Here is a 20875-nt window from a genome sequence, read left to right as displayed (position 1 = left end):
AACCGACAAAGGGCCGGTGACGCTTTGCACGTCACCGGCCCTTGAAGTCCTAATTGATCTCAGTCTTCGGCTTTTGTCGTCTTCATCCCGGCGGAGATCAGATCCATCACCGCGGAGTCCTGCAGCGTGGTCACATCACCGAGCGAGCGGTGCTCGGCCACGTCCTTCAGCAGACGCCGCATGATCTTGCCGGACCGGGTCTTCGGGAGCTCGGCCACCAGCATGATCTGACGCGGCTTGGCGATCGGGCCGAGCTTCTTGGCGACGTGGTTGCGCAGGTCGACGGTGAGCTGCTCGCCCGCGTCGCCCGCGGTGTCCACATTGCCGCGCGGGATCACGAACGCCACGATCGCCTGGCCGGTGGTCGGGTCGGTCGCGCCGACCACCGCCGACTCGGCCACCGACGGGTGCGACACCAGGGCCGACTCGACCTCGGTGGTGGAGATGTTGTGGCCGGAGATGAGCATGACGTCGTCGACCCGGCCGAGCAGCCAGATCGAGCCGTCCTCGTCCCGCTTCGCGCCGTCACCGGCGAAGTAGATCCACTCGTCGCCCTGCCCCGCGCCCGCGCCGAACCGGGACCAGTAGGTGTCGATGAAACGCTTGTCGTCGCCCCAGATGGTGCGCAGCATCGACGGCCACGGCTCCCGAAGAACCAGGAAACCCCCACCCCCATTGGGTACGGACTCGGCAGTGTCGTCCACGACGTCGGCCGAGATGCCCGGCAGCGCGGTCATCGCCGAACCCGGCTTGGACGCGGTGACGCCCGGCAGCGGCGAGATCATCACGGACCCGGTCTCGGTCTGCCACCAGGTGTCGACCACCGGCGTACGGTCATGGCCGATGTTCTTCCGGTACCAGATCCAGGCCTCCGGATTGATCGGCTCGCCGACGCTGCCCAGGATGCGCAGCGACGACAGGTCATAGCCGGCCGGGATGTCGTCGCCCCACTTCATCATCGTGCGGATCAGGGTGGGCGCGGTGTAGAGGATCGACACCTTGTACTTGTCGACGATCTGCCAGAACCGGTCGCGGCCCGGGGTGTCCGGGGTGCCCTCGTACATCACCTGGGTGGCGCCGTTGGAGAGCGGGCCGTAGACGATGTACGAGTGGCCGGTGACCCAGCCGATGTCGGCCGTGCACCAGTAGACGTCGGTCTCCGGCTTGAGGTCGAAGACCGCGTTGTGCGTGTACGACGTCTGGGTCAGGTAACCGCCGGTGGTGTGCAGGATGCCCTTCGGCTTACCGGTGGTGCCGGACGTGTAGAGGATGAACAGCGGGTGCTCGCTGTCGAACGGCTGCGCCTCGTGCTCGGTGCCGGCCTGCTCGACCGTCTCGTGCCACCACTTGTCCTTGTCGGTCCAGGCGACGTCCTGCCCGGTGCGGCGCACCACCAGCACGTTCTCGATGCTGGGGCACAGCGCGACGGCCTCGTCGACGGTCGGCTTGAGCGCCGACGGCTTGCCCCGCCGGTAACCGCCGTCCGCGGTGATCACCAGCTTCGCGTCGGCGTCCTGGATCCGGGTGGAGAGGGCGTCGACCGAGAAACCGCCGAAGACGACGCTGTGCGTGGCCCCGATCCGGGCGCAGGCCAGCATCGCGACCGCGGCTTCCGGGATCATCGGCAGATAGATGGCGACCCGGTCGCCGGCGCCCACGCCCAGCTCGGTGAGCGTGTTGGCGGCCTGGCTGACCAACTTCAGCAGCTCGGCGTAGGTGATCGTGCGGGTGTCGCCGGGCTCGCCCTCCCAGTGGATCGCGACCTTGTCGCCGCGGCCGGCCTCGACGTGCCGGTCGACGCAGTTGTAGGCGACGTTCAGCTCGCCGCCGATGAACCACTTGGCGAACGGCGGATTGGACCAGTCGAGGACCTCGTCCCACGGCTTGGTCCAGGTGAGGCGCTCGGCCTGCTTCGCCCAGTAGGCGAGGCGGTCGTCGTCGGCCTCGGTGTACTCCCCGGCTTTTATGTTCGCGTCCGCGGCCAGCTGCTCCGGCGGCGGGAATGTGCGCGTCTCCGAGTAAAGGTTCTCCAGGCTCATGAGGGCGGCTCCTCTTTCACTGCTCGACCGGGGCTTCTTCGTTGCACACTAGTTCCGCTGGTGGGGCCCGGCGAGACTTGCGCATGGCAGCGCGCCCGATGGCGCGATGGGCGCGCTGGATGACAGATTGCTGCGTGGTACTGCGCGAATCCTGCCAGTTCTGAGCCCGTTTGCGCACCCCATGTTTCCGGCCTCTTACCGGCTACGGTGTTCGGGTGGACCCACTGGCACCCTTGCTTGATCTTGCCGACGTCGCGCCCGCCCTGGCCGGAGCGCGTGATCGGGTGGACGCCGCGATGCGGCATCGGGCGCTGCGCCGGCACGGCGGCCAGGTGGCCGCCGAGGCGAGCCTCCGGGCGGCGGTGGCCAGTGCGGCCCTGGAGGGCAACCCCTACGACCTCGAGGACGTACGCGGTGGCACGGTCACCGATCCGGTGCTCCAGGGCGCGTTGCGGGTCGCCGAGGGCCTCGGCGGGCTGGTCGACCTGTGGCCCCGGGCTCCCCGCCAGGTCCTGGCGAAACTGCACGTGCTGGCCGCTCGCGGTGTGGTGCCCCCGGCCGACCTGGGCCGGCTCACCGGCGGGGCCGAGCGCATCGACGCCCTGTCCGGCCTGATCGCCGGCAACGACGAGACCCCGCCGCTGCTGCTGGCCGCGATCGTCCACGCCGAACTGATCACGCTGCGTCCGTTCGCCGGCCCGGCCGGGGTGGTGGCCCGGGCGGCCGCCCGCCTCACCCTGATCAACCGCGGCTTCGACCCGCGCGGCCTGGTCGCGGTCGAGGTCGGGCACCGTTCGCGCGAGCCGGAGTACATCGGGTCGGCCGGCGCCTACGCCACCGGTACCCCCGACGGCCTCCGTTCGTGGCTGCGCCATTACGCCGCCGCGGTCACCGAGGCGGCCGAGGAGATAACTCGCATCGGCGATGGTGTGCTGGCGTCGGTCTGATCGGCCAATCTTTGGTCGAGGCATGTTCGATGGCCGGGAACCGCTGGAATACTCGCTCAAGTGGACCAGACCTGGACCCGCCCCTATCCGCCCGGCCCCGGCCGCTGGCTGGTAATCGTTTGGGAAGCGGTCGCGCTGGCCTTTCTGGCCTGGGCGACCGTCCGCCAGTTCGAGCTGACCGGGCACGGTGCCAAGGTGGTGGCCTGCGCGATGGCGGCCGCCTGGGTGATCGGTGCGCACCGCATCCTGCAGATGGGCGCTTACGTCGGAGCGGCCGGCCTGCGCATTCACGGCCTCGTGCGGTCACGCACGCTGAACTGGCACGACATCTCCCACGTGCGCCTGCACCGGGCCACCCACCGGGTCGGGCCGTTCGAGATCGAGTCCGGCATGACCGTGGTGATAGATCGCCACGACGGCTCCACGATCAACACTGAGTTGTGGGCCAAGGGCGTCGACTTCCACGCCCGGCCGAGCCTGTTTCGCGCCGTCTATCAGGAGCTGCGCACCCGGCATCTGGAAGCTTGCACAAAATAGAGCCGGCGTCCCGCTAGGGGCGCCGGCTTCGCGCGTCCGGACCGGGTTATCAAGCGTGCACCTGAGTTCGTTGTCGACGGTCCACAAACCTCTCGGCTGAGGTCCCGTCGCAACGTGCCTGCCGTGGCTGATCGCGCGTGGGTTCCCGGTGGCCGTGCACGAGGCCCTTCCGCTTTCCCGACCAGGTCTCCCTGGCCTTCCGCTTCAGGTCTCGCCGTTTCTTTCTACGCTCGTCGCGGCTTGATCGCCAGGGCTTCAGCCCGGCAAAACTGGCTTTTCCGATTAGTCAGACCAAAGCCATTCGCGCAGCTCACTGCCCATCGGAAAGGTCAGGCCAAGGCTTTGGCGCGGCGGTGCCGGGCGTAGAGGGCCAGGCCGATCGCGGCGCCCACGCCGACGCCCAGAGCAGCCGCCACCGGGACCGCGGGGCGGTCGCGCAGGCGCTTGCCGACCGGGATCGGGTTGCGGAACTCGAGGATCGGCCAGGCGTTTTCGATCGCGGCCCGGCGCAGGGCGCGGTCGGGGTTGACCGCGCTCGGGTGGCCCACCGCCTCGAGCAGCGGGAGGTCGCTCGCCGAGTCGGAGTAGGCGTAGCACTCGGCCAGGTTGTAACCGCGGGTCGCGGCCAGTTCCTCGACGCCGACCACCTTGTTGGGGCCGGCCGCGTAGAACTCGATGTCGCCGCTGTACCGCCCGTCGATGATGCTCATCCGGGTGGCGATGACGTCGGTGATGCCGAGCAGGGCGCCGATCGGGCGGACCATCTCGTCGCCCGACGCCGACACCAGCACCACGTCTCGGCCGGCCGCCTGGTGCTCGCTGATCAGGGTGGCTGCCTCCGCGTACACATACGGGTTGATCAGCTCGTTGAGGGTTTCCGCGACGATCTGCTGAACCTGCTCGACCCGCCAGCCCTTGGTCAGCGCGGCCAGGTAGTCGCGGGTGCGCGCCATGGCCTGCTCGTCGCCGCCCCCGCCCAGCCGGAACATTAGCTGTGCGTAAGCGGATTTGACGACGTCGCGGCGGCTGATGAGGCCGTCACGGTAGAAAGGCCGCCCGAAGGCCAAGGCGCTGGACTTGGCGATGACGGTCTTGTCGAGGTCGAAAAACGCGGCGCTACGGCCCACGGGCCGAAAGTGTAGCCGGAAGTCGCCGACCGCCGCCGTCCCCGGCGCGTCGCGGCGGCGCACGGTGACTGGCTGTGAAATCGGTCAGACGGGCACCACGTACGCAGTGAGCGACAATCGGTACTCGACGGGTGCGGTTCCGTGAGGCATGCTAGTGCTGTTGCGATCGGGATTCATGTTGTTACCGTCGCGCTCAACCACCTGAACCCTCGGTGATTGCGCCCCCCGCGATCACCGAGTCGATTCGGCTCGACCCCCCCGGAGCCGAATCCTCGGACGGCCCCCGTCTCCCCCGACGGGGGTCGTTCCCTATGCGCCTGTGGCCTGTGCGGATTCCCGGTGCTCGGGCGCGTCGGCCAACCCGAACAATTCGGTCAGGCCGGTCACGTCCAGGACGCGGCGGAAGTTGTCGCTGGGATCGACGACGATGAAGTCGGCCCGGGCCTCGGTGGCGGCCTTGTAGCCCTCGATCAGAGCGCCCAGGCCGGTCGAGTCGATGAAGGTGGCGTCGCGAACGTCGACCCGAACCATCGACGGCGACCACTGCTCGACGGCTGCGCGGATGTTCGCGGCCAGCTCCTCGCAGTTGGCGAAATCAATCTCCCCGCGCACGGTCACGGTGGCGGTGCCGTCGTCGGTACGTGTGCGTTGGATCGAGCTCTGCATGCAACAAACCCCATCGGTCCCGTGGTCGGGCCCAACATACCCAACTCGCACGTCGGGGAATCCTGTCCGTAGCAGATCCGATCGCCACGTGGGAGTTATCCACAGGGCCGCGAGTTATCCACAGGCGCGGGATCCGGGCGTTGCCCGGCCGGACGCGCTCTCGCGAAAGTGGGCGCCTCATCCGCCCGCTGCCGCGTTGGAGAGCCACGATGTCCGTACCGCGCCTGCCCCTCGTCGTGACCGCCGACCCCGACCTCCTCGACGACCTGCTCCGGCTGGCCGCAGCCGGCGGCACCGAGGTGGTGGTGGCCGCCGATCCGGTCGAGGCCCGCCCTCGGTACGCCGCCGCACCGCTCGTGGTCATCGGCGCCGACCAGGCTTCCGCGTGCCTGCGGGCCCGATTACCGCGCCGGTCCCGGGTCGTGGTGGTCGGCCGCCGGGCTTGGCCGCCCGGCGCCGCCGAGGCGATCGCCGAACTCCGCCCGGTCGAGATCTGCCTGCTGCCGGACGGCGAACCGTGGCTCGTCGACCGGTTCGCCGACGGTCCCGGCCGGCCGCTGGGCCGGATCCTCGCCGTCATCGGCGGCACCGGCGGCGCGGGCGCGAGCATCCTGGCCGGTGGGCTCGCCGTCACCGCGGTCTCGGCCGGTCACCGCACCCTGCTGGTCGACGCCGACCCGCTCGGCGGCGGGCTCGACCTGCTGCTCGGCTGGGAACGGATCGACGGCCTGCGCTGGCCGGCCCTCGCCGGTGGCGGCGGGCGGGTCGACCCGCCGACCCTGCTGCGCGCCCTGCCGCATCGAGGCGACCTGGTGCTGCTGTCGTTCGCCCGGGACGAGGCGCCGGTGGTGCCCGGCGACGCGATGGCCGCCACTCTCGACGCCGGCCGCCGCGGCCGCGACGTGATCATCACCGACCTGCCCCGGCAGCTGGACGAGGCGGCGGTCCTGGCCCTGCAGTCCGCCGACCGGGCCGTGCTGATCGTGCCGGCCGAGCTGCGGGCGACCGCCGGTGCGGCCCGGATCGCCCAGACGATCCGGTTCCACCGCGACGAGCTGTCCGTGGTGGTGCGCGGGCCGGCACCCGGCAAGCTCAAGGCCCGCGACATCGCGGCGGCCCTCAGATTGCCGCTGGCCGGGGCGCTGCGGCCGGAACCGGCGATGTGCCAGGCGGTGGAGCGCGGCGCGCCACCCGCGTCCACCGGCAAGGGCCCGCTGGCCGAGCTGTGCCGCCGGCTGATCCGCGATCTGATGCGCGAGCGGCGGGCCGTGGCGTGAACTCCTACGGTTCCTATGGCGAGCTGACGAGCACTGTTCGGCACCGGTTCGCGGTGGACGGCGTGGAGGCGACTCCGGCGGCGGTGACACGGGCGATCCGGCGGGACACCAGCCTCGGCGAGACCACGGTGCTGCGGGTCGCCGACCGGGTGCACGACGAACTGGTCGGGGCCGGGCCGCTCGCCCCGCTGCTCACCGCACCGGACGTGACCGATGTGCTCGTCAACGGGCTCGAGGTCTGGGTCGATCGGGGTGCCGGACTGGAGCGGACCTCGGTGACGTTCCGCGACCACGCCGAGGTGCGCCGGCTGGCTCAGCGGCTCGCGGCGGCGTGCGGGCGGCGGCTCGACGACGGGCAGCCGTACGCGGATGCCCGCCTGCCCGACGGCACCCGGCTGCACGCGGTGCTGCCGCCGGTCGCCACCGGCGGGCCGTACCTCTCGTTGCGCACCTTCCGGCAGCGGCCGTTCCGTCTCACCGACCTGGTCGAGCACGGCACGGTGCCGCCGACCGTGGCGCCGGTGCTGGCCGCGATCGTGGCGGCCCGGCTGGCCTACCTGGTCACCGGCGGCACCGGCAGCGGCAAGACGACGCTGCTGGCCACCCTGCTCGGCCTGGTGCCGCCGACCGAGCGGATCGTCCTCGTCGAGGACGCGGCCGAGCTGCGGCCGGTGCACCCGCACGTGCTCGCCCTGCAGGCGCGCACCGCCAATGTGGAGGGTGCCGGCGCGGTCGGGCTCACCGACCTGGTCCGGCAGGCGCTGCGGATGCGACCGGACCGGCTGGTCATCGGCGAGTGCCGGGGCGCCGAGATCGTCGACCTGCTGGGCGCGCTTAACACTGGCCACGAGGGTGGGGCCGGGACGCTGCACGCCAACGCTCCCGGGGATGTGCCGGCCCGGCTCGAGGCGCTGGGGTTGCTCGGCGGGCTGCCGCGGGCGGCTCTGCACGCCCAGGCGGTGGCGGCTCTTCAGGTCGTGCTGCAGGTGCGGCGGGTGGCCGGGGGCCGGGTGCTCGACTCGGTGAGCGTCCTGCTGGCGAGCGGGGAACAGCGTCTGGCCACCGTCGTACCGGCCTGGCGGCACGGGCGGGGAGCGGGTCCGGGAGCGCCGGCGCTGGCCCAGATGCTCGCCATCCGGGGCGTCGCCGTTCCGGCCGTGCTCGAGCCGCCGGTGGGGGTGGGTTCGTGAACGGGGAGCTGGTGGCCGGCCGGCCGGGCGGCCGGGCCCAGGAACGGCTGCGCCTGCCGGCCGGGCTGTTCGCCCGTCCTCGCCGGACGGTCGTGGTGGTGGTCGGGGTGGTCACCGGTCTGGGACTGGTCGGGGGTGGGCCGGTGGCCGCCGTGATCGGGGCGGCCTATTCCGGGCTGGCCGGGCGGGCGTTGCTCCGGCGGTCGGCCCAGCGCAAGGACGGCGTCGCGCGGGCGGCGGCGCTGGACGGGCTGTCGGCGCTCGCGGCCGATCTGCGGGCCGGGTTGCCGCCGGTCGCCCGGGTTGTCGGGCCGCTGTCTGCGGATCGCATCGCGCGGCTCACCTCGTCGGTGTGGCAGCTGGCCGAACGCACCGGTGCTCCCGCCGCCGATCTGGTCGAGCGGATCGAGGCCGACGCGCGGGCCGCCGATCGGGCGGCCGCCAAGGCATCGGCGCAGGCCGCCGGGGCGCAGGCCACCGCGATGCTGCTGGCCGGCCTTCCGCTCGGCGGGATCGGGCTGGGCCGGGCGATCGGGGCGGATCCGATGGCGGTCCTGCTGCACACGCCGATCGGGGCGGCCTGCGCGATCGGGGCGCTCGTTCTGCAGAGCGGCGGGCTGCTCTGGGCCGAGAGGCTGGCCCGATGAGCGGCACCGGATGCTCGCTCGCGGCGCTGTTGGAGGCCGGCGGCCCGGTGCGGGTCGCGCTGCGGCCGTGCTGCCTGGTCGCGCTGGTCGGCCCACGAAACGCGCCGGCCTCCGCGGTGGCCTGCGCGGCCGCCGAGCCGTCGGCGGAGCCGGCCGGCAACGGTGCGCTCGTCCGCACGGGCGCCGAGCCGACTGAGGGCAGCGGAGCCGAGCTGGTCGACGTCGGTGCGTTCGTCCGTGGTGGCGCTGAGGCCGCCGTGGCGACCGCAGCTGGTGTCGAGCTGGCGGCGGTGGATGCCGCGGAGATCGTTGCTGAGTCGGGGGCGGTGCCGTGATCGCGCTTCTCGCCGGGGCGGCGGCGCTCGTGCTGCTGATGCCGGTCGCGTGGCCGGGCCGGGCTCGGCGGCGGTTGCGCCGGCTGCGGATGTCGGCCGATCCGCCGGTCGCCGACGGGCGCCGGGCCCGGCTGCTCAGCGCCGCCGGGATCGGGCTCGGCGTGGCCGGCCTGGTCGGGACCTGGTGGGGACTCGCGGCCGGGGTCGTCGCCGCGGTGGTGGCCGAGCGGCTGTTGCGCCGGCGGGAGCCGCCGCACCTGCGCCGGGAACGGCTCGCCGCCACGGCCGACCTTCCGCTCGGGGCGGATCTGCTGGCGGCGGCGTTGCGGGCCGGTGCGCCGCTCGACCGGGCGGCCGGCGCGGTGGCCGAGGCGCTCGGTGGTCCGCTCGGCGGTCGGCTGCAGCGGACCGCCCGGTCGCTGCGGCTCGGAGCCGAGCCGGCCGAGGCGTGGGCGCACCTGGCCGGGGTCACTGGGGCCGACCGGCTGATCGCGGCGACGGTGCGGTCCAGCGCCAGCGGCGGTGCGCTGGCCGGGGCGCTCGGGCGGCTCGCCGACGACCTGCGCGCCGACCGGGCGGTGGCCGCCGAGGCGGCGGCCCAGCGTGCCGGTGTCCTCATCGTCCTGCCGCTGGGGCTGTGCTTCCTGCCCGCGTTCCTGCTGGCCGGCCTGGTCCCAATCCTGATCTCCGTGCTGGCCGACGTGCTCTGACGCCGGGCTCGGACACCGCGTTCGGCCGCGTAAAAGGGGCGGGCGTGCTTTGACTCCGTGGTTCGTCGCCGGGTGGCGGCGGGCTGCGGCTTCCGGCAGTGGTCGCCGGCCGGTGGCCACTGGCAAGACACGAATGAAGGGGAACTACGTGCACAGACTGATCGCGAACTTTGCCCGGCTGCGGAGCGAGGCCGCCGACGCCGGGATGAGTACCGCGGAATACGCCGTCGGCACCCTGGCGGCGGTGGCGTTCGCCGGGGTCCTGCTCAAGGTCGTCGGGGGCGACAACGTGCAGGCGGCGCTCACCGACATCATCAACCGGGCGCTGAGGTGACCGGGCGCCGGTGGCCCGGCCGGGACCGGGGATCGTTCACCGCCGAGCTCGCGGCCGGGCTGCCGGCGCTCATCCTGCTGCTCCTGGCCGGGCTCACCGCGGTGGCGGCGGTGACCGCCAAGGGTCAGTGCGTCGACGCGGCGCGGGAGGGAGCACTCGCCGGTTCTCGGGGCGAGGGGGCGGCCGCGGCGGCGAGCCGGGAGGCTCCGGCCGGGGCCGACGTGGACATCGACGTCGGGGCGGAGACGGTCACCGCCGTCGTGCGGGCGCGGGTGAGCCTGCTCGGCGCCCACCTTCCGGTGATCACCGTGACCGGGCGCGCGGTCGCCGCCCGGGAACCGGAGATGCCGTGATGCGGGTGGACCGGGCGGATCGGGACCGGGGTGCGGCCACCGTCTTCGTGCTGGCGATCGGGCTGACCCTGGTGGTGGCGGGGCTGGCCAGTGCCTCGATCGGCACCGCGCGGGTCGGGCGGCATCAGGCCCGCAGTGCCGCCGATCTGGGCGCGCTGGCCGGGGCGTCGGAGGCGATCTACGGGCAGTTGGCGGTCTGTGATCGAGCGGGCCGCTTCGTGTCCGCCAACGGCGGCGACATGACGCTCTGCGTGGTCGACGGCCTGGAGGTCACCGTGCGAGCCGAGGTGGAGGTGCACCCGATGCCGGGCCTGACCAGACACGCGACGGCGAAGGCCCGAGCCGGCCCGGTCTACGCGGTGGTGGACTGAGTGGCCAGGGCGGCCAGGACGGCGTCCAGGACGGCGTCCAGGACTGCGACGGCGCCCGGCTTGTGCAGCGGGTTGTTGCCGTTGCCGCACTTCGGGGACTGGACGCAGGACGGGCAGCCGGATTCGCAGGCGCACGCGGCGATCGCCTCCCGGGTGGCGGTGAGCCACTCGGCGGCGGTCGCGTAGGCCCGCTCGGCGAAGCCCGCCCCGCCGGGGTGGCCGTCGTACACGAAGACCGTGGGGGCCTCGGTGTCGCCGTGGCTGGCCGTGGACAGGCCGCCGATGTCCCAACGGTCGCACGTCGCCATGAGCGGGAGCAGGCCGATCGCGGCGTGCTCGGCGGCGTGCAGGGCGCCGGGGAAGTCCGGCGGCTTCACCCCGGCCGCTTCCAGGGCCGGCGGCGACACGGTGAACCAGACCGCGACGGTGCGCAGCTCGCGGAGCGGGAGGTCGAGCGGGCGGGTGTCGATAACTTCGCCGGAACCGATCCGCCGGCGCTGGTAGGACACCACCTGGTTGGTCACGTCGACCTCGCCGAGGAACAGGCCGACCGGGCCGGCGTCCACGTACGAACGGACGCTGACCACGGTCAGGTCGGTGACGTCGCGGGCGTGCGTGGACCAGTCCGGTTCCTCGGGGTGCACCAGGGCGATCGCGTCCTCCAGGTCCAGGTCGTCGACCACGTAGGTGACGCCCTGGTGCAGATAGACCGCCCCGGTGTGCAGCATGGCGTGCGACGACTCGGGGTCGACCGTGCCGAGCAGCCGGCCGGTCGGCTGCTCCACCACCTGGACGGGGGCGCCACCGGTGCCGCGCAGGTCCACGTCGGGGCGGCCGGTGTGCGTCCAGTACCAGCCGGACGGGCGGCGGCGCAGCGCGCCCGACTGGGTCAGGCCGTCCACGGCGGCCCGGGCCACGTCGCCGCCGAAACAGTTCGAGGTCGGCCTCGGTGATCGGCGCCTCCGAGGCGGCGCAGCACAGCTGGGGCCCGAGCACGTAGGGGTTGGCCGGGTCCAGCACGGTGACCTCGACCGGGCGGCCGAACAGCGCCTCGGGGTGGTGCACGAGATAGGTGTCGAGCGGGTCGTCCCGGGCGATCAGCACCGCGAGTGCCTCGCCGCCGGCTCGCCCGGCCCGGCCCGCCTGTTGCCACAGCGACGCCCGGGTGCCGGGGTAACCGCAGATCAGGACGGCGTCCAGGCCGACCAGGTCGACGCCGAGCTCGAGCGCGTTGGTCGAGGCCAGCCCGAGCAGCTCGCCGGAGAGCAGGGCCCGCTCGATGGCCCGCCGGTCCTCCTTGAGGTAGCCGGCCCGGTAGGCCGCGACCCGCTCGCCCAACCCGGGCACGGCCTCGTCCAGCTGCCGCCGGGTGACCGCCGCGACGACCTCCGCGCCCCGCCGCGAGCGCACGAAGGCGAGCGTCCGGGTGCCGGCCAGGATCGCGTTGGTGAGCAGGTCGGCTGTCTCCCGAAGCGCGGACCGCCGCACCTGCGGGAGCTCGATCTCCACGTCGTCAACGGCCGGGGTAAAGGCAGGGGGCAGGAGCGGGGGTTCCCACAGCGCGAACGTCACCCCACCCCGGGGCGAGGCGTCCTCGGTAACCGCGGTCACCGGCAACCCGAGCAACCGGGAAGCCGCCTCGGCCGGATCACCCGAGGTCGCCGAGGCGAGGACGAACGTGGGCTTGCCGCCGTACCGGGCCGCCGCCCGGCGCAGCCGCCGCAGCACGTGCGCGACATGCGAGCCGAACACCCCGCGATAGGTGTGGCACTCGTCAATTACGACGTACGCAAGCCTCCGCAGGAAGACCGCCCAGCGTTCGTGTCCCGGCAAAATCCCATGATGCAGCATGTCGGGGTTTGTCAGGACAAAGCGGGAGTGCTCTCGGATCCACTCGCGTTCCTCGCGCGAGGTGTCGCCGTCGTAGGTGGCCGGGCGTACCCCGGGAAGGCCGAAACGCGCGACGGCGCGCAGCTGATCGGCGGCGAGTGCCTTGGCCGGCGCGATGTAGAGCGCCGTGGCGCGCGGGTCGGTCAGCAGCCGGGAGAGCACCGGCATCTGGTAGCCGAGCGATTTTCCGGACGCCGTCCCGGTGGCCAGTACGACGTTGGTGCCCTCGACGGCCAGGGTCGCGGCGGTCGCCTGATGCGCCCAGGGCGAGCTGATCCCTTGATCGCGGCAAGCGTCGACGAAGGTGGGTGCGGCCCACTGCGGCCAGGCCACCGGTGATCCGGATCGGGGCGGGATCCGCTCGACGTGAGTGACCGGCGAGTCGTCTCCGCGGCTCCAGAAGAGCTGGGACAACGACACGGTGGAGGACACGGAGAGCACTGTGACACCGGTATGGCCCGAACCTCAAACGGGTAGGACGGGTGGGTGCCACGCGTCGGCCGAAGACGGGCGATGGTTAGATTCTGGTTGAGATCGCAGGGAGGAGGAGCGATGGAGCTGTCCCTTGCGACACGGACCGTCGCCGAGCACACCGTGCTTGAGGTTGGCGGTGAGGTCGACGTTTACACCGCTCCGAGGTTGCGGGAGCGCCTCGTTGAGCTCGTCGATGCGGGTGCGCGCAACGTCATCGTCGACCTGGCCGGAGTCGATTTTCTCGACTCCACCGGGCTCGGCGTGCTGGTTGGCGCGATGAAACGGCTACGGGTGGCGAACGGCACGTTCGGGCTGGTCTGTTCCAAGGAGCCGCTGCTGAAGATCTTCCGGATCACGGCGCTCGATCAGGTGTTCCCGATCTATCCATCGATCGAGGCGGCCACCGGGGACGGCGACGGCAGCGGTTTGACTTCGTGATGGCGACGGTCCGCCTGTCCTTCTCGCCGGCGCCGGTGCACGTCCGCACGGCCCGGCTCGTCGGCGTGGCAGTGGCCCGGCGGGCGGGGGTCGCCGAGGAACTGCTGGACGAGGTCCGGTTGGCGATCGGCGAGGCGTGCACCCGGGCCGTCGCGCTGCACAACCAGTACGGTCTGCCCGACCTGGTCACTGTCGAAATGTCTGATTCGGAGGCTTACGCCGTCCGAGTGATCGACCACGCCCCGATCGAGGCGAGCGTGGGTCTGGCCAAGTTGCCGCCGGACGAATTGGCCGCCGAGTCGCTGACCGACGAGGCCCTCACCACCGGCGTCGGCTTCGCGCTTCTCGCCGGATTTGTCGATGACCTGCAGGTTCGCCCGGTCGAGGATGGTCCGGGCACTGAGGTCCGAATGGTGTGGCCGGTTCAGCGGCGCTAGCCCGGAAAGATCAAAAATCATCTTTGCACCTCTGGCGCCGCGCTAACACAGCGGCGAACATCACCACGACACGGCCGGAGCCGGGTGTGACCATCACCACGGTTGGCCGATACAGTACGCGAGTTATCAGCTACTGCTCCTGGCCCCGCACCCGCGGGGCCACGTGTGCGCCCGGGCGGTCTCGTCCGCCGGTTCGGGTGCGGTCGGGTGTACGTACAGGAGGACATTGATGTCCGAGACTTTGTTAACTACTGCCGCGGGCGAAGTGTCCCTGAGCGGGTCGAACGTCACATTTATCATCGTCGCGCTGGTCTTCGCGCTTATCGCGCTGGGCTTCGCGGCGATGTTCGTCCAGTCGGTTCTGAAGGCCGGGCGTGGCACCAAAAACATGCAGGAGATCGCCGGCGCCGTGCAGGAAGGCGCCTCGGCGTACCTGTTCCGCCAGTTCAAGACCTTGGCGATCTTCGTAGTGATCGCGGTCGTGCTGCTCTTCCTCCTGCCGGTGCACGACACCGACAACGAGGTTTGGGTCAAGATCGGCCGGTCGCTCTTCTTCATCGTGGGTGCGGTCTTCTCGTCGTTCATCGGCGGCGCGGGCATGGCGCTCGCGACCCGGGCCAACCTCCGGGTGGCCGCGGCGGCCGGTGAACAGGGCGGACGCGAGACCGCCATGGGCATCGCGTTCCGCACCGGTGGGGTGGTCGGCTTCCTCACCGTCGGCCTGGGCCTCTTCGGTGGCGCGCTGGTCGTACTGATCTTCAAGACCGACGCACCGACCGTGCTGGAGGGCTTCGGCTTCGGTGCCGCCCTGCTGGCCATGTTCATGCGGGTCGGCGGCGGCATCTTCACCAAGGCCGCCGACGTCGGCGCCGACCTGGTCGGCAAGGTCGAGCAGGGCATCCCCGAGGACGACCCGCGCAACGCCGCGACGATCGCCGACAACGTGGGCGACAACGTCGGTGACTGTGCCGGCATGGCGGCCGACCTGTTCGAGTCGTACGCGGTGACCCTGGTGGCCGCGCTGATCCTGGGCCAGGCCGCGTTCGGTCAGGACGGTCTGATCTTCCCGCTGATCGTCTCCACGGTCGGCGTCGTGATCGCCATCCTCGGTGTCTTCATCACCCGGCTGCGTCCGTCCGACAAGAACGGTCTCACCGCGATCAACCGGGCCTTCTACATCTCGGCCGCGGTCTCCGCGGTGGTGGTGGCCGTGGTCAGCTTCATCTACCTGCCGTCGACCTTCGCCGGCTTCAACGACACCACCATCGACGCGGGCGTGGTCGCCAGCGGTCGCGACCCGCGCTGGGTCGCGGTCGGTGCGGTCATCATCGGCATCGTGCTGGCCGCCGCCATCCAGGCGCTGACCGGCTACTTCACCGAGACCAACCGGCGCCCGGTGCAGGACATCGGCAAGTCGTCGCAGACCGGCGCGGCCACCGTGGTGCTGGCCGGCATCAGCGTCGGCCTCGAGTCGGCGGTCTACTCGGCGCTGGTGATCGGCGCCGGCGTGTTCGGCGCGTTCCTGCTCGGCGGCTCGTCGCTGACCCTGTCGCTGTTCGCGGTGGCGCTGGCCGGCACCGGCCTGCTCACCACGGTCGGCGTCATCGTCGCGATGGACACCTTCGGCCCGATCTCCGACAACGCGCAGGGCATCGCCGAGATGTCCGGCGACGTCGACGAGAAGGGCGCGCAGATCCTGACCGAGCTGGACGCGGTCGGTAACACCACCAAGGCGATCACCAAGGGCATCGCGATCGCGACCGCCGTGCTGGCCGCCACCGCCCTGTTCGGCTCGTACACCAACACCCTGGCCAGCTCGCTGGCCGAGGCCGGCATCGACCCGGCCAAGGTGGGCACCGAGATCCTCGGCCTGCTGAACATCTCGAACCCGCGCAACCTGGTCGGCCTGCTGGTCGGCGCGGCCGTGGTGTTCCTCTTCTCCGGCCTGGCGATCAACGCCGTGTCCCGCTCGGCGGGCGCGGTCGTGATGGAGGTCCGCCGCCAGTTCCGCGAGTTCCCCGGCATCATGGACCGCACCCAGCGGCCCGAGTACGGCCGGGTCGTCGACATCTGCACCCGGGACGCGCAGCGCGAGCTGGTCACCCCCGGTCTGCTGGCGATTCTCGCGCCGATCGCGGTCGGCTTCGGCCTGGGTGCCGGTGCGCTGGCGTCCTACCTGGCCGGTGCGATCGGTACCGGCACGCTGATGGCGGTCTTCCTGTCGAACTCGGGCGGCGCCTGGGACAACGCCAAGAAGCTGGTCGAGGACGGCGCGTTCGGTGGCAAGGGCTCCGACGCCCACGCCGCGACGGTCATCGGCGACACCGTGGGTGACCCGTTCAAGGACACCGCCGGCCCGGCCATCAACCCGCTGCTCAAGGTGATGAACCTGGTCTCGCTGCTGATCGCGCCGGCCGTCGTGAGCTGGAGCATCGGCACCGACGCGAACACCCCGCTGCGGGTCACCATCGCCCTGGTGGCGGCGGCGATCATCGTGGGTGCGGTGGTCTGGAGCAAGCGCAAGCCGATCTCGATGGGCGACGACGCCCCGGCGTCCGCGACGCCGTCGGAGAAGGTCAGCGCCTGATAACACGCCAAAAAGGGGGCATCCGGGATTTCCCGGGTGCCCCCGGCCCATGGATGAAGGTTGTCACACCCGGGCCGTACCCTGCTTCCATGCGTCCGGCCCGTCCCCTCGCGGTACTGCTTCTTCTCGCGCTGATTCTGCCCACCGCGGCCGCCTGTGGGAGCTCGCACGGCGCGCGTGCCTGGGCCGCGAGCGTCTGCACCACACTGAGTCCCTGGCGCACCGAGATCGGCTCGCTGACCAGCCGGGCCCAGCAGCAGATGGATGTCGCTACCACCCCCGGTCAGGCCAAGGAAAACCTCGCCCGGCTGTTCGCCGGCGCCCAGGACGCCAGCGAACGCGCCCGGGCCGGCGTCGCGAAAGCGGGAGTGCCCGACGTGGACGACGGCAAGCAGATCGCCGACGGCTTCACCGGCTCGCTGGCCGCCATGCGCGACGCCTACGGCCGGGCCGCCTCCGGCATCGACGGGTTGGCCACCGCCCCCGCCAAGGCCTTCTACGCGCAGGTCGGCACGGTGGTCGACCAGCTCAACAACGACTACGAGGCGAGCAGCCTCGACACCAGCAAGCTCAACTCGCAGGAGCTCAAGCAGGCCTTCGACGAAGTGCCCGAGTGTCGCTGAGCCGATGACCGAGACGGGGTGGCCGCTGATCCCGCGCGAGGTGCTCCCCGCGCCGATTCCGGCTGCCAAACGACGTCTGCCACCCCGGATCGTCACCCCCGACGGCGGCCGTCAGCTCCCGTTCTTCGGCGCCGAGACCACCGAGCCGTCCCCCGCCGATCTGGCCGGCCTGCTGGCCGGTCCGGGCCGGCTGGGCCGGATGGGCGGCACCGCGCGGGTGTCGGTCGAGGTCGACGACGCCTGGCGGGTGCACGTTCTGGTGGCCGAGCTGCTGGTCCGAGGCCTGGTGGCGCACTGGCGCCCGGTCGATGAAGATCAAGATCAAGATCCGCAGGCGGGCGTACGGCTGGAGGCGCACCCGCTGGAGGACACCCCGCCCGAGGAGCTCGACCCGTGGGCCGAGTCGCCCGCCGCGGATGATCCGCCGTCGCCGGCGAGCCCCGAGGATGACGAGCAGGGCGGGGAGTTCTCTCAAACACCGGCCCAATCTCAAAAAGTGTCAGATGGTGACGAAACCCAGGAGGAAGGGGCAGAAGACCCGGCACCCGAGCAGAAACCACGATTCGAGGTGCTCACGTCGTACTCCAGTCGGTTGATTGGTCTTGCCCGCGCCTGGCCGGAGGTGACCGACCAGCTTTTTCTCAGCGGGCCTCGTCTTCGTCTCTGGGTCGCCGCGGCGGGTGAGCCCGTCGCCGGCGGCTACGCCCTGGGTCTGGACCGTGACAAGGACCTCTCGGCGATCGACGCTGCCCTGGTCCGGGCCGGTCTGGCCGGTCGTCCGTCGGAGGACGGCAAGCACTATCGGATCATGGGTAAGAAACGTGTCCGGCGCCTCGCCGAGCTGGTCGGCGAGCGCCCCGGCTCCGCGCCTGAGGAGATGTGGCCCGGCGGCGCGGGTGCATGATCTTCCTGGATTGTGTGCGACATGACGCTATGTTCCCGGTGTACGGTGTCGCCGTCGGACGCGTGCGGTGGCCGGACCGTTACCATCCGACTCCGGGGATCCCGGGGAATGGTTGCCCTTCCGGCGCGTTACGTTGAAAGTCTGTGCCCGGCCGGTCCGGATGGTTGAGCGCTGATTGCTGAGTATGGGAGTGCCGTGCCGAGTGAACCCAGGACGACCCGTCTCGTCATCGTCGAATCTCCGTCGAAGGCAAAGACGATCGCCGGTTACCTGGGGCCCGACTATTTTGTCGAGGCCTCCTTCGGCCATGTCCGCGACCTGCCACGTAATGCCGCCGACGTGCCCGCCAAGTACAAGGGTGAGGCCTGGGCGCGGCTCGGGGTCGACGTCGACAACGGCTTCCACGCGCTCTACGTCGTCTCCCCGGACCGCAAGGCGCAGATCGCCAAGCTGACCAAGCTGGCGAAAGAGGTCGACGAGATCTTCCTCGCGACGGATGAGGACCGCGAGGGCGAGGCCATCGCGTGGCACCTGGTCGAGACGATCAAGCCCAAGGTCCCGGTCAAGCGGATGGTCTTCCACGAGATCACCAAGCCGGCCATCCAGGCCGCGGTGGCCAACCCGCGCGAGATCGACCGCGACCTGGTCGACGCGCAGGAGGCCCGGCGCATCCTCGACCGGCTGTACGGCTACGAGGTCAGCCCGGTCCTGTGGAAGAAGGTGATGCCCCGCCTTTCCGCCGGGCGGGTGCAGTCGGTGGCGACGCGCATCGTGGTCGAGCGTGAGCGTCAGCGGATGGCCTTCCGCACCGCTGAGTACTGGGACATCCTGGCCACCCTCGCGGTGCAGGGAAAGATCGAGGGGCCGCGCAACTTCAACGCGACCCTGATCGCGCTGGACGGCGACCGGATCGCCACCGGCAAGGACTTCGAGCCCACGACGGGCCAGGTCAAGCCGGGCGCCGGCGTGGTGCACCTGGACGAGGCCGGTGCCCGCGGGCTGGCCGCGCGCCTGGAGGACCGCCCGTTCACGGTCACCCGGGTCGAGGAGAAGCCGTACCGTCGTCGCCCCTACGCGCCGTTCATCACCTCGACGCTTCAGCAGGAGGCGGCTCGCAAGCTGCGCTTCTCGGCGTCGCAGACGATGCGGACGGCCCAGCGGCTTTACGAAAACGGTTACATCACCTATATGCGTACCGACTCGGTGAACCTCTCCGAGACGGCCCTCACCGCCGCCCGCCGGCAGATCGGTGAGCTCTACGGCGCCAACAACGTGCCGCCGCAGCCGCGTCGCTACACCGGCAAGGTGAAGAACGCGCAGGAGGCGCACGAGGCCATCCGCCCGGCCGGCGACAACTTCCGCACCCCGGGCGAGGTCGCCAACGAGCTGTCCACCGACGAGTTCAAGCTGTACGAGTTGATCTGGCGCCGCACCATCGCCTCGCAGATGACCGACGCGGTCGGTAACTCGGTGAGCGTGCGCATCCGGGCCATCTCGACCAGCGGCGAGGAGGTCGACTTCTCGGCCTCCGGCAAGACGATCACCGACCCGGGCTTCCTGCGGGCCTACGTCGAGTCGTCCGACGACGAGAACGCCGAGGCCGAGGACGCCGAGCGGCGCCTGCCCACCCTGGTCAAGGACCAGCCGCTGACCGCCGACGAGCTGGCCGCGACCGGCCACCACACCTCGCCGCCGGCCCGCTACACCGAGGCCTCGCTGGTCAAGGCGCTGGAAGAGCTGGGCATCGGCCGCCCGTCGACCTACGAGTCGATCATGCGGACCATCCAGGACCGTGGCTACGTGGAGAAGCGCGGCCAGGCCCTGATCCCGTCCTTCCTGGCGTTCGCGGTGATCGGCCTGCTCGAGGGGCACTACCCGCGGCTGGTCGACTACAACTTCACCGCCGCGATGGAGACCCAGCTCGACGACATCGCCGGCGGCGACCACGCGGCACTCGACTTCCTCACCTCCTTCTACTTCGGCAGCCAGACGGCCGGCGCGGAGGACACCATCGCCGCCGCCGGTGGCCTGAAGAAGATGGTCACCGAGAACCTCAGCTCGATCGACGCGCGGCTGGTCAACTCGATCCCGCTGTTCATCGACGACGGCGGCCGCCAGGTCGTGGTCCGGGTCGGCCGCTACGGCCCCTACCTGCAGCGTCAGCTGCCGGAAGCGGCCGAGGAGTCGCCCGAGGCCGAAGACCGGGTGTCGATCCCCGAGGGCGTGGCGCCCGACGAGCTGACCCCGGAGAAGGTCAACGAGCTCTTCCTGGGCGGTGGCGGCGAGCGGGCCCTGGGCGACGATCCGGCGACCGGCGAGTCCGTGTCGCTCAAGTCCGGCCGTTTCGGTCCCTATGTTCAGGCCGGCGAGCGCAAGTCGTCGCTGTTCAAGACCCAGTCGCCGGAGACGCTCACGCTGGAGCAGGCGCTGCGCCTGCTGAGCCTCCCGCGGGTGCTGGGCAAGGACCCGGAGGGCCACGAGATCGCGGCCGCGAACGGCCGCTACGGGCCGTACGTGAAGCGCGGCGACGACTACCGCTCGCTGGAGAACGAGGACCGTCTCTTCAACGTCACGCTGGACGAGGCGCTCGCTCTGCTGTCGCAGCCGAAGACCCGGCAGCGCCGGGAGGCCAAGCCGCCGTTGCGAGAGATGGGCAACGACCCGGTCTCCGAGAAGCCGATGGTGATCAAGGAGGGCCGCTTCGGCCCGTACGTGACCGACGGCGAGTACAACGCGTCCCTGCGGCGCGGTCAGACTCCCGAGGAGCTGACCGTCGAGCAGGCGTCCGAGATGCTCGCCGAGAAGCGGGCCAAGGGTCCGGCGCCGAAGAAGAAGGCCGCGCCGAAGAAGGCCGCGGCCAAGGCGGACGCCCCGGCCAAGAAGGCCGCTCCGGCGAAGAAGGCCGCCGCCAAGAAGGCCGCACCGGCCAAGAAGGCGGCCGCGAAGAAGGCCGCCCCCCGTAAGGCGACGGCCTCCGCTTCCGAATGAG

At 71.3% G+C, this 20875-nt stretch carries 19 protein-coding genes and 1 pseudogene; 16 read left to right on the top strand and 4 right to left on the bottom strand.

The features are described from left to right. Window positions 1-59 precede the first annotated feature (59 nt). Window positions 60-2039 (bottom strand): acetate--CoA ligase, encoded by a 1980-nt coding sequence (gene acs / locus Ate02nite_RS12960; protein ID WP_203804711.1) that lies wholly within the window; start codon window positions 2037-2039, stop codon window positions 60-62. Between the two features lie 215 nt (window positions 2040-2254). Between acs and Ate02nite_RS12955 the strand changes: the two genes are divergently transcribed. Further along, window positions 2255-2986 carry a Fic family protein gene (locus tag Ate02nite_RS12955; RefSeq protein WP_239147357.1) on the top strand — a complete coding sequence of 244 codons (732 nt, stop codon included), beginning with the start codon at window positions 2255-2257 and terminating at the stop codon, window positions 2984-2986. 60 nt (window positions 2987-3046) lie between these two features. After that, window positions 3047-3523: a PH domain-containing protein gene (locus Ate02nite_RS12950; RefSeq protein ID WP_203804708.1), complete on the top strand. Its 477-nt coding sequence runs from the start codon at window positions 3047-3049 to the stop codon at window positions 3521-3523. A 329-nt stretch (window positions 3524-3852) separates the two neighbouring features. Here the strand turns inward: Ate02nite_RS12950 and Ate02nite_RS12945 are convergent, their stop codons facing one another. Next, window positions 3853-4650 carry an HAD family hydrolase gene (locus Ate02nite_RS12945; RefSeq protein WP_203804705.1) on the bottom strand — a complete coding sequence of 266 codons (798 nt, stop codon included), beginning with the start codon at window positions 4648-4650 and terminating at the stop codon, window positions 3853-3855. A gap of 309 nt (window positions 4651-4959) precedes the next feature. Then, on the bottom strand, window positions 4960-5316 hold the full coding sequence (locus Ate02nite_RS12940) for an STAS domain-containing protein (RefSeq protein ID WP_203804691.1): 357 nt from the start codon (window positions 5314-5316) through the stop codon (window positions 4960-4962). 209 nt (window positions 5317-5525) lie between these two features. On the opposite strand from Ate02nite_RS12940, the gene ssd reads away from it, so the two are divergent. The 8 genes from ssd (at window position 5526) to Ate02nite_RS12900 (ending at window position 10533) form a co-directional block, all read left to right on the top strand. After that, a complete protein-coding gene (gene ssd / locus Ate02nite_RS12935) occupies window positions 5526-6593 on the top strand; it encodes a septum site-determining protein Ssd (RefSeq protein WP_239147356.1) in 1068 nt (355 codons plus the stop codon). Then, window positions 6590-7783 carry a TadA family conjugal transfer-associated ATPase gene (locus Ate02nite_RS12930; protein WP_438871192.1) on the top strand — a complete coding sequence of 398 codons (1194 nt, stop codon included), beginning with the start codon at window positions 6590-6592 and terminating at the stop codon, window positions 7781-7783. The genes ssd and Ate02nite_RS12930 overlap by 4 nt, the downstream gene beginning before the upstream one ends. Next, complete coding sequence (locus Ate02nite_RS12925; protein WP_239147355.1) at window positions 7780-8430, top strand: hypothetical protein; 651 nt, start codon at window positions 7780-7782, stop codon at window positions 8428-8430. Before Ate02nite_RS12930 ends, Ate02nite_RS12925 begins: the two co-directional genes overlap by 4 nt. Then, window positions 8427-8765: a hypothetical protein gene (locus Ate02nite_RS12920; protein ID WP_203804688.1), complete on the top strand. Its 339-nt coding sequence runs from the start codon at window positions 8427-8429 to the stop codon at window positions 8763-8765. The genes Ate02nite_RS12925 and Ate02nite_RS12920 overlap by 4 nt, the downstream gene beginning before the upstream one ends. Before the next feature lie 38 nt (window positions 8766-8803). Further along, entirely contained in the window at window positions 8804-9475 is a 672-nt protein-coding gene (locus tag Ate02nite_RS12915) for a type II secretion system F family protein (protein ID WP_203805090.1), read from the top strand. A 205-nt stretch (window positions 9476-9680) separates the two neighbouring features. Beyond that, complete coding sequence (locus Ate02nite_RS48705) at window positions 9681-9809, top strand: DUF4244 domain-containing protein (RefSeq protein ID WP_239147363.1); 129 nt, start codon at window positions 9681-9683, stop codon at window positions 9807-9809. Continuing rightward, window positions 9806-10162, top strand: coding sequence for a TadE family type IV pilus minor pilin (locus Ate02nite_RS12905; protein WP_203804683.1), 357 nt, complete (start codon window positions 9806-9808; stop codon window positions 10160-10162). Before Ate02nite_RS48705 ends, Ate02nite_RS12905 begins: the two co-directional genes overlap by 4 nt. After that, complete coding sequence (locus Ate02nite_RS12900) at window positions 10162-10533, top strand: Rv3654c family TadE-like protein (protein WP_203805087.1); 372 nt, start codon at window positions 10162-10164, stop codon at window positions 10531-10533. The genes Ate02nite_RS12905 and Ate02nite_RS12900 overlap by 1 nt, the downstream gene beginning before the upstream one ends. Here the strand turns inward: Ate02nite_RS12900 and Ate02nite_RS12895 are convergent. After that, window positions 10515-12855: pseudogene (locus Ate02nite_RS12895) on the bottom strand (DEAD/DEAH box helicase). The gene Ate02nite_RS12900 and the pseudogene Ate02nite_RS12895 overlap by 19 nt on opposite strands. 120 nt (window positions 12856-12975) lie before the next feature. Between Ate02nite_RS12895 and Ate02nite_RS12890 the strand changes: the two are divergent. The 6 genes from Ate02nite_RS12890 (at window position 12976) to topA (ending at window position 20874) form a co-directional block, all read left to right on the top strand. Next, the gene (locus tag Ate02nite_RS12890; protein ID WP_203804679.1) at window positions 12976-13335 is read left to right on the top strand and encodes an STAS domain-containing protein; all 360 of its coding nucleotides are present in this window, start codon (window positions 12976-12978) and stop codon (window positions 13333-13335) included. Continuing rightward, a complete protein-coding gene (locus Ate02nite_RS12885; RefSeq protein WP_203804676.1) occupies window positions 13332-13772 on the top strand; it encodes an ATP-binding protein in 441 nt (146 codons plus the stop codon). Before Ate02nite_RS12890 ends, Ate02nite_RS12885 begins: the two co-directional genes overlap by 4 nt. 229 nt (window positions 13773-14001) lie before the next feature. Continuing rightward, window positions 14002-16359: a sodium-translocating pyrophosphatase gene (locus Ate02nite_RS12880; protein ID WP_203804673.1), complete on the top strand. Its 2358-nt coding sequence runs from the start codon at window positions 14002-14004 to the stop codon at window positions 16357-16359. Window positions 16360-16448: 89 nt separating this feature from the next. Then, complete coding sequence (locus tag Ate02nite_RS12875; RefSeq protein WP_203804670.1) at window positions 16449-16982, top strand: hypothetical protein; 534 nt, start codon at window positions 16449-16451, stop codon at window positions 16980-16982. A gap of 4 nt (window positions 16983-16986) precedes the next feature. Beyond that, entirely contained in the window at window positions 16987-17886 is a 900-nt protein-coding gene (locus tag Ate02nite_RS49965) for a hypothetical protein (RefSeq protein WP_203804667.1), read from the top strand. 195 nt (window positions 17887-18081) lie between these two features. After that, window positions 18082-20874 carry a type I DNA topoisomerase gene (topA, locus tag Ate02nite_RS12865; RefSeq protein WP_203804663.1) on the top strand — a complete coding sequence of 931 codons (2793 nt, stop codon included), beginning with the start codon at window positions 18082-18084 and terminating at the stop codon, window positions 20872-20874. Window position 20875: the final 1 nt, after the last annotated feature.

The sequence above is a fragment of the Paractinoplanes tereljensis genome (assembly GCF_016862435.1).
Lineage (GTDB): Bacteria > Actinomycetota > Actinomycetes > Mycobacteriales > Micromonosporaceae > Actinoplanes > Actinoplanes tereljensis.
Note: the sequence above shows the minus strand (reverse complement) of the source record. Positions and strands in the feature narration are given on the sequence as shown.

Bases quoted from the DNA above. Each gene is read 5' to 3' on its own strand.
- Ate02nite_RS49965 (WP_203804667.1), top strand. From the start codon at position 16,987: ATGACCGAGACGGGGTGGCCGCTGATCCCGCGCGAGGTGCTCCCCGCG.
- Ate02nite_RS12940 (WP_203804691.1), bottom strand. From the start codon at position 5,316: ATGCAGAGCTCGATCCAACGCACACGTACCGACGACGGCACCGCCACC.
- Ate02nite_RS12890 (WP_203804679.1), top strand. From the start codon at position 12,976: ATGGAGCTGTCCCTTGCGACACGGACCGTCGCCGAGCACACCGTGCTT.
- Ate02nite_RS12920 (WP_203804688.1), top strand. From the start codon at position 8,427: ATGAGCGGCACCGGATGCTCGCTCGCGGCGCTGTTGGAGGCCGGCGGC.
- Ate02nite_RS12900 (WP_203805087.1), top strand. From the start codon at position 10,162: ATGCGGGTGGACCGGGCGGATCGGGACCGGGGTGCGGCCACCGTCTTC.
- Ate02nite_RS48705 (WP_239147363.1), top strand. From the start codon at position 9,681: ATGAGTACCGCGGAATACGCCGTCGGCACCCTGGCGGCGGTGGCGTTC.
- Ate02nite_RS12915 (WP_203805090.1), top strand. From the start codon at position 8,804: ATGCCGGTCGCGTGGCCGGGCCGGGCTCGGCGGCGGTTGCGCCGGCTG.
- Ate02nite_RS12875 (WP_203804670.1), top strand. From the start codon at position 16,449: ATGCGTCCGGCCCGTCCCCTCGCGGTACTGCTTCTTCTCGCGCTGATT.
- Ate02nite_RS12880 (WP_203804673.1), top strand. From the start codon at position 14,002: ATGTCCGAGACTTTGTTAACTACTGCCGCGGGCGAAGTGTCCCTGAGC.
- ssd (WP_239147356.1), top strand. From the start codon at position 5,526: ATGTCCGTACCGCGCCTGCCCCTCGTCGTGACCGCCGACCCCGACCTC.
- acs (WP_203804711.1), bottom strand. From the start codon at position 2,039: ATGAGCCTGGAGAACCTTTACTCGGAGACGCGCACATTCCCGCCGCCG.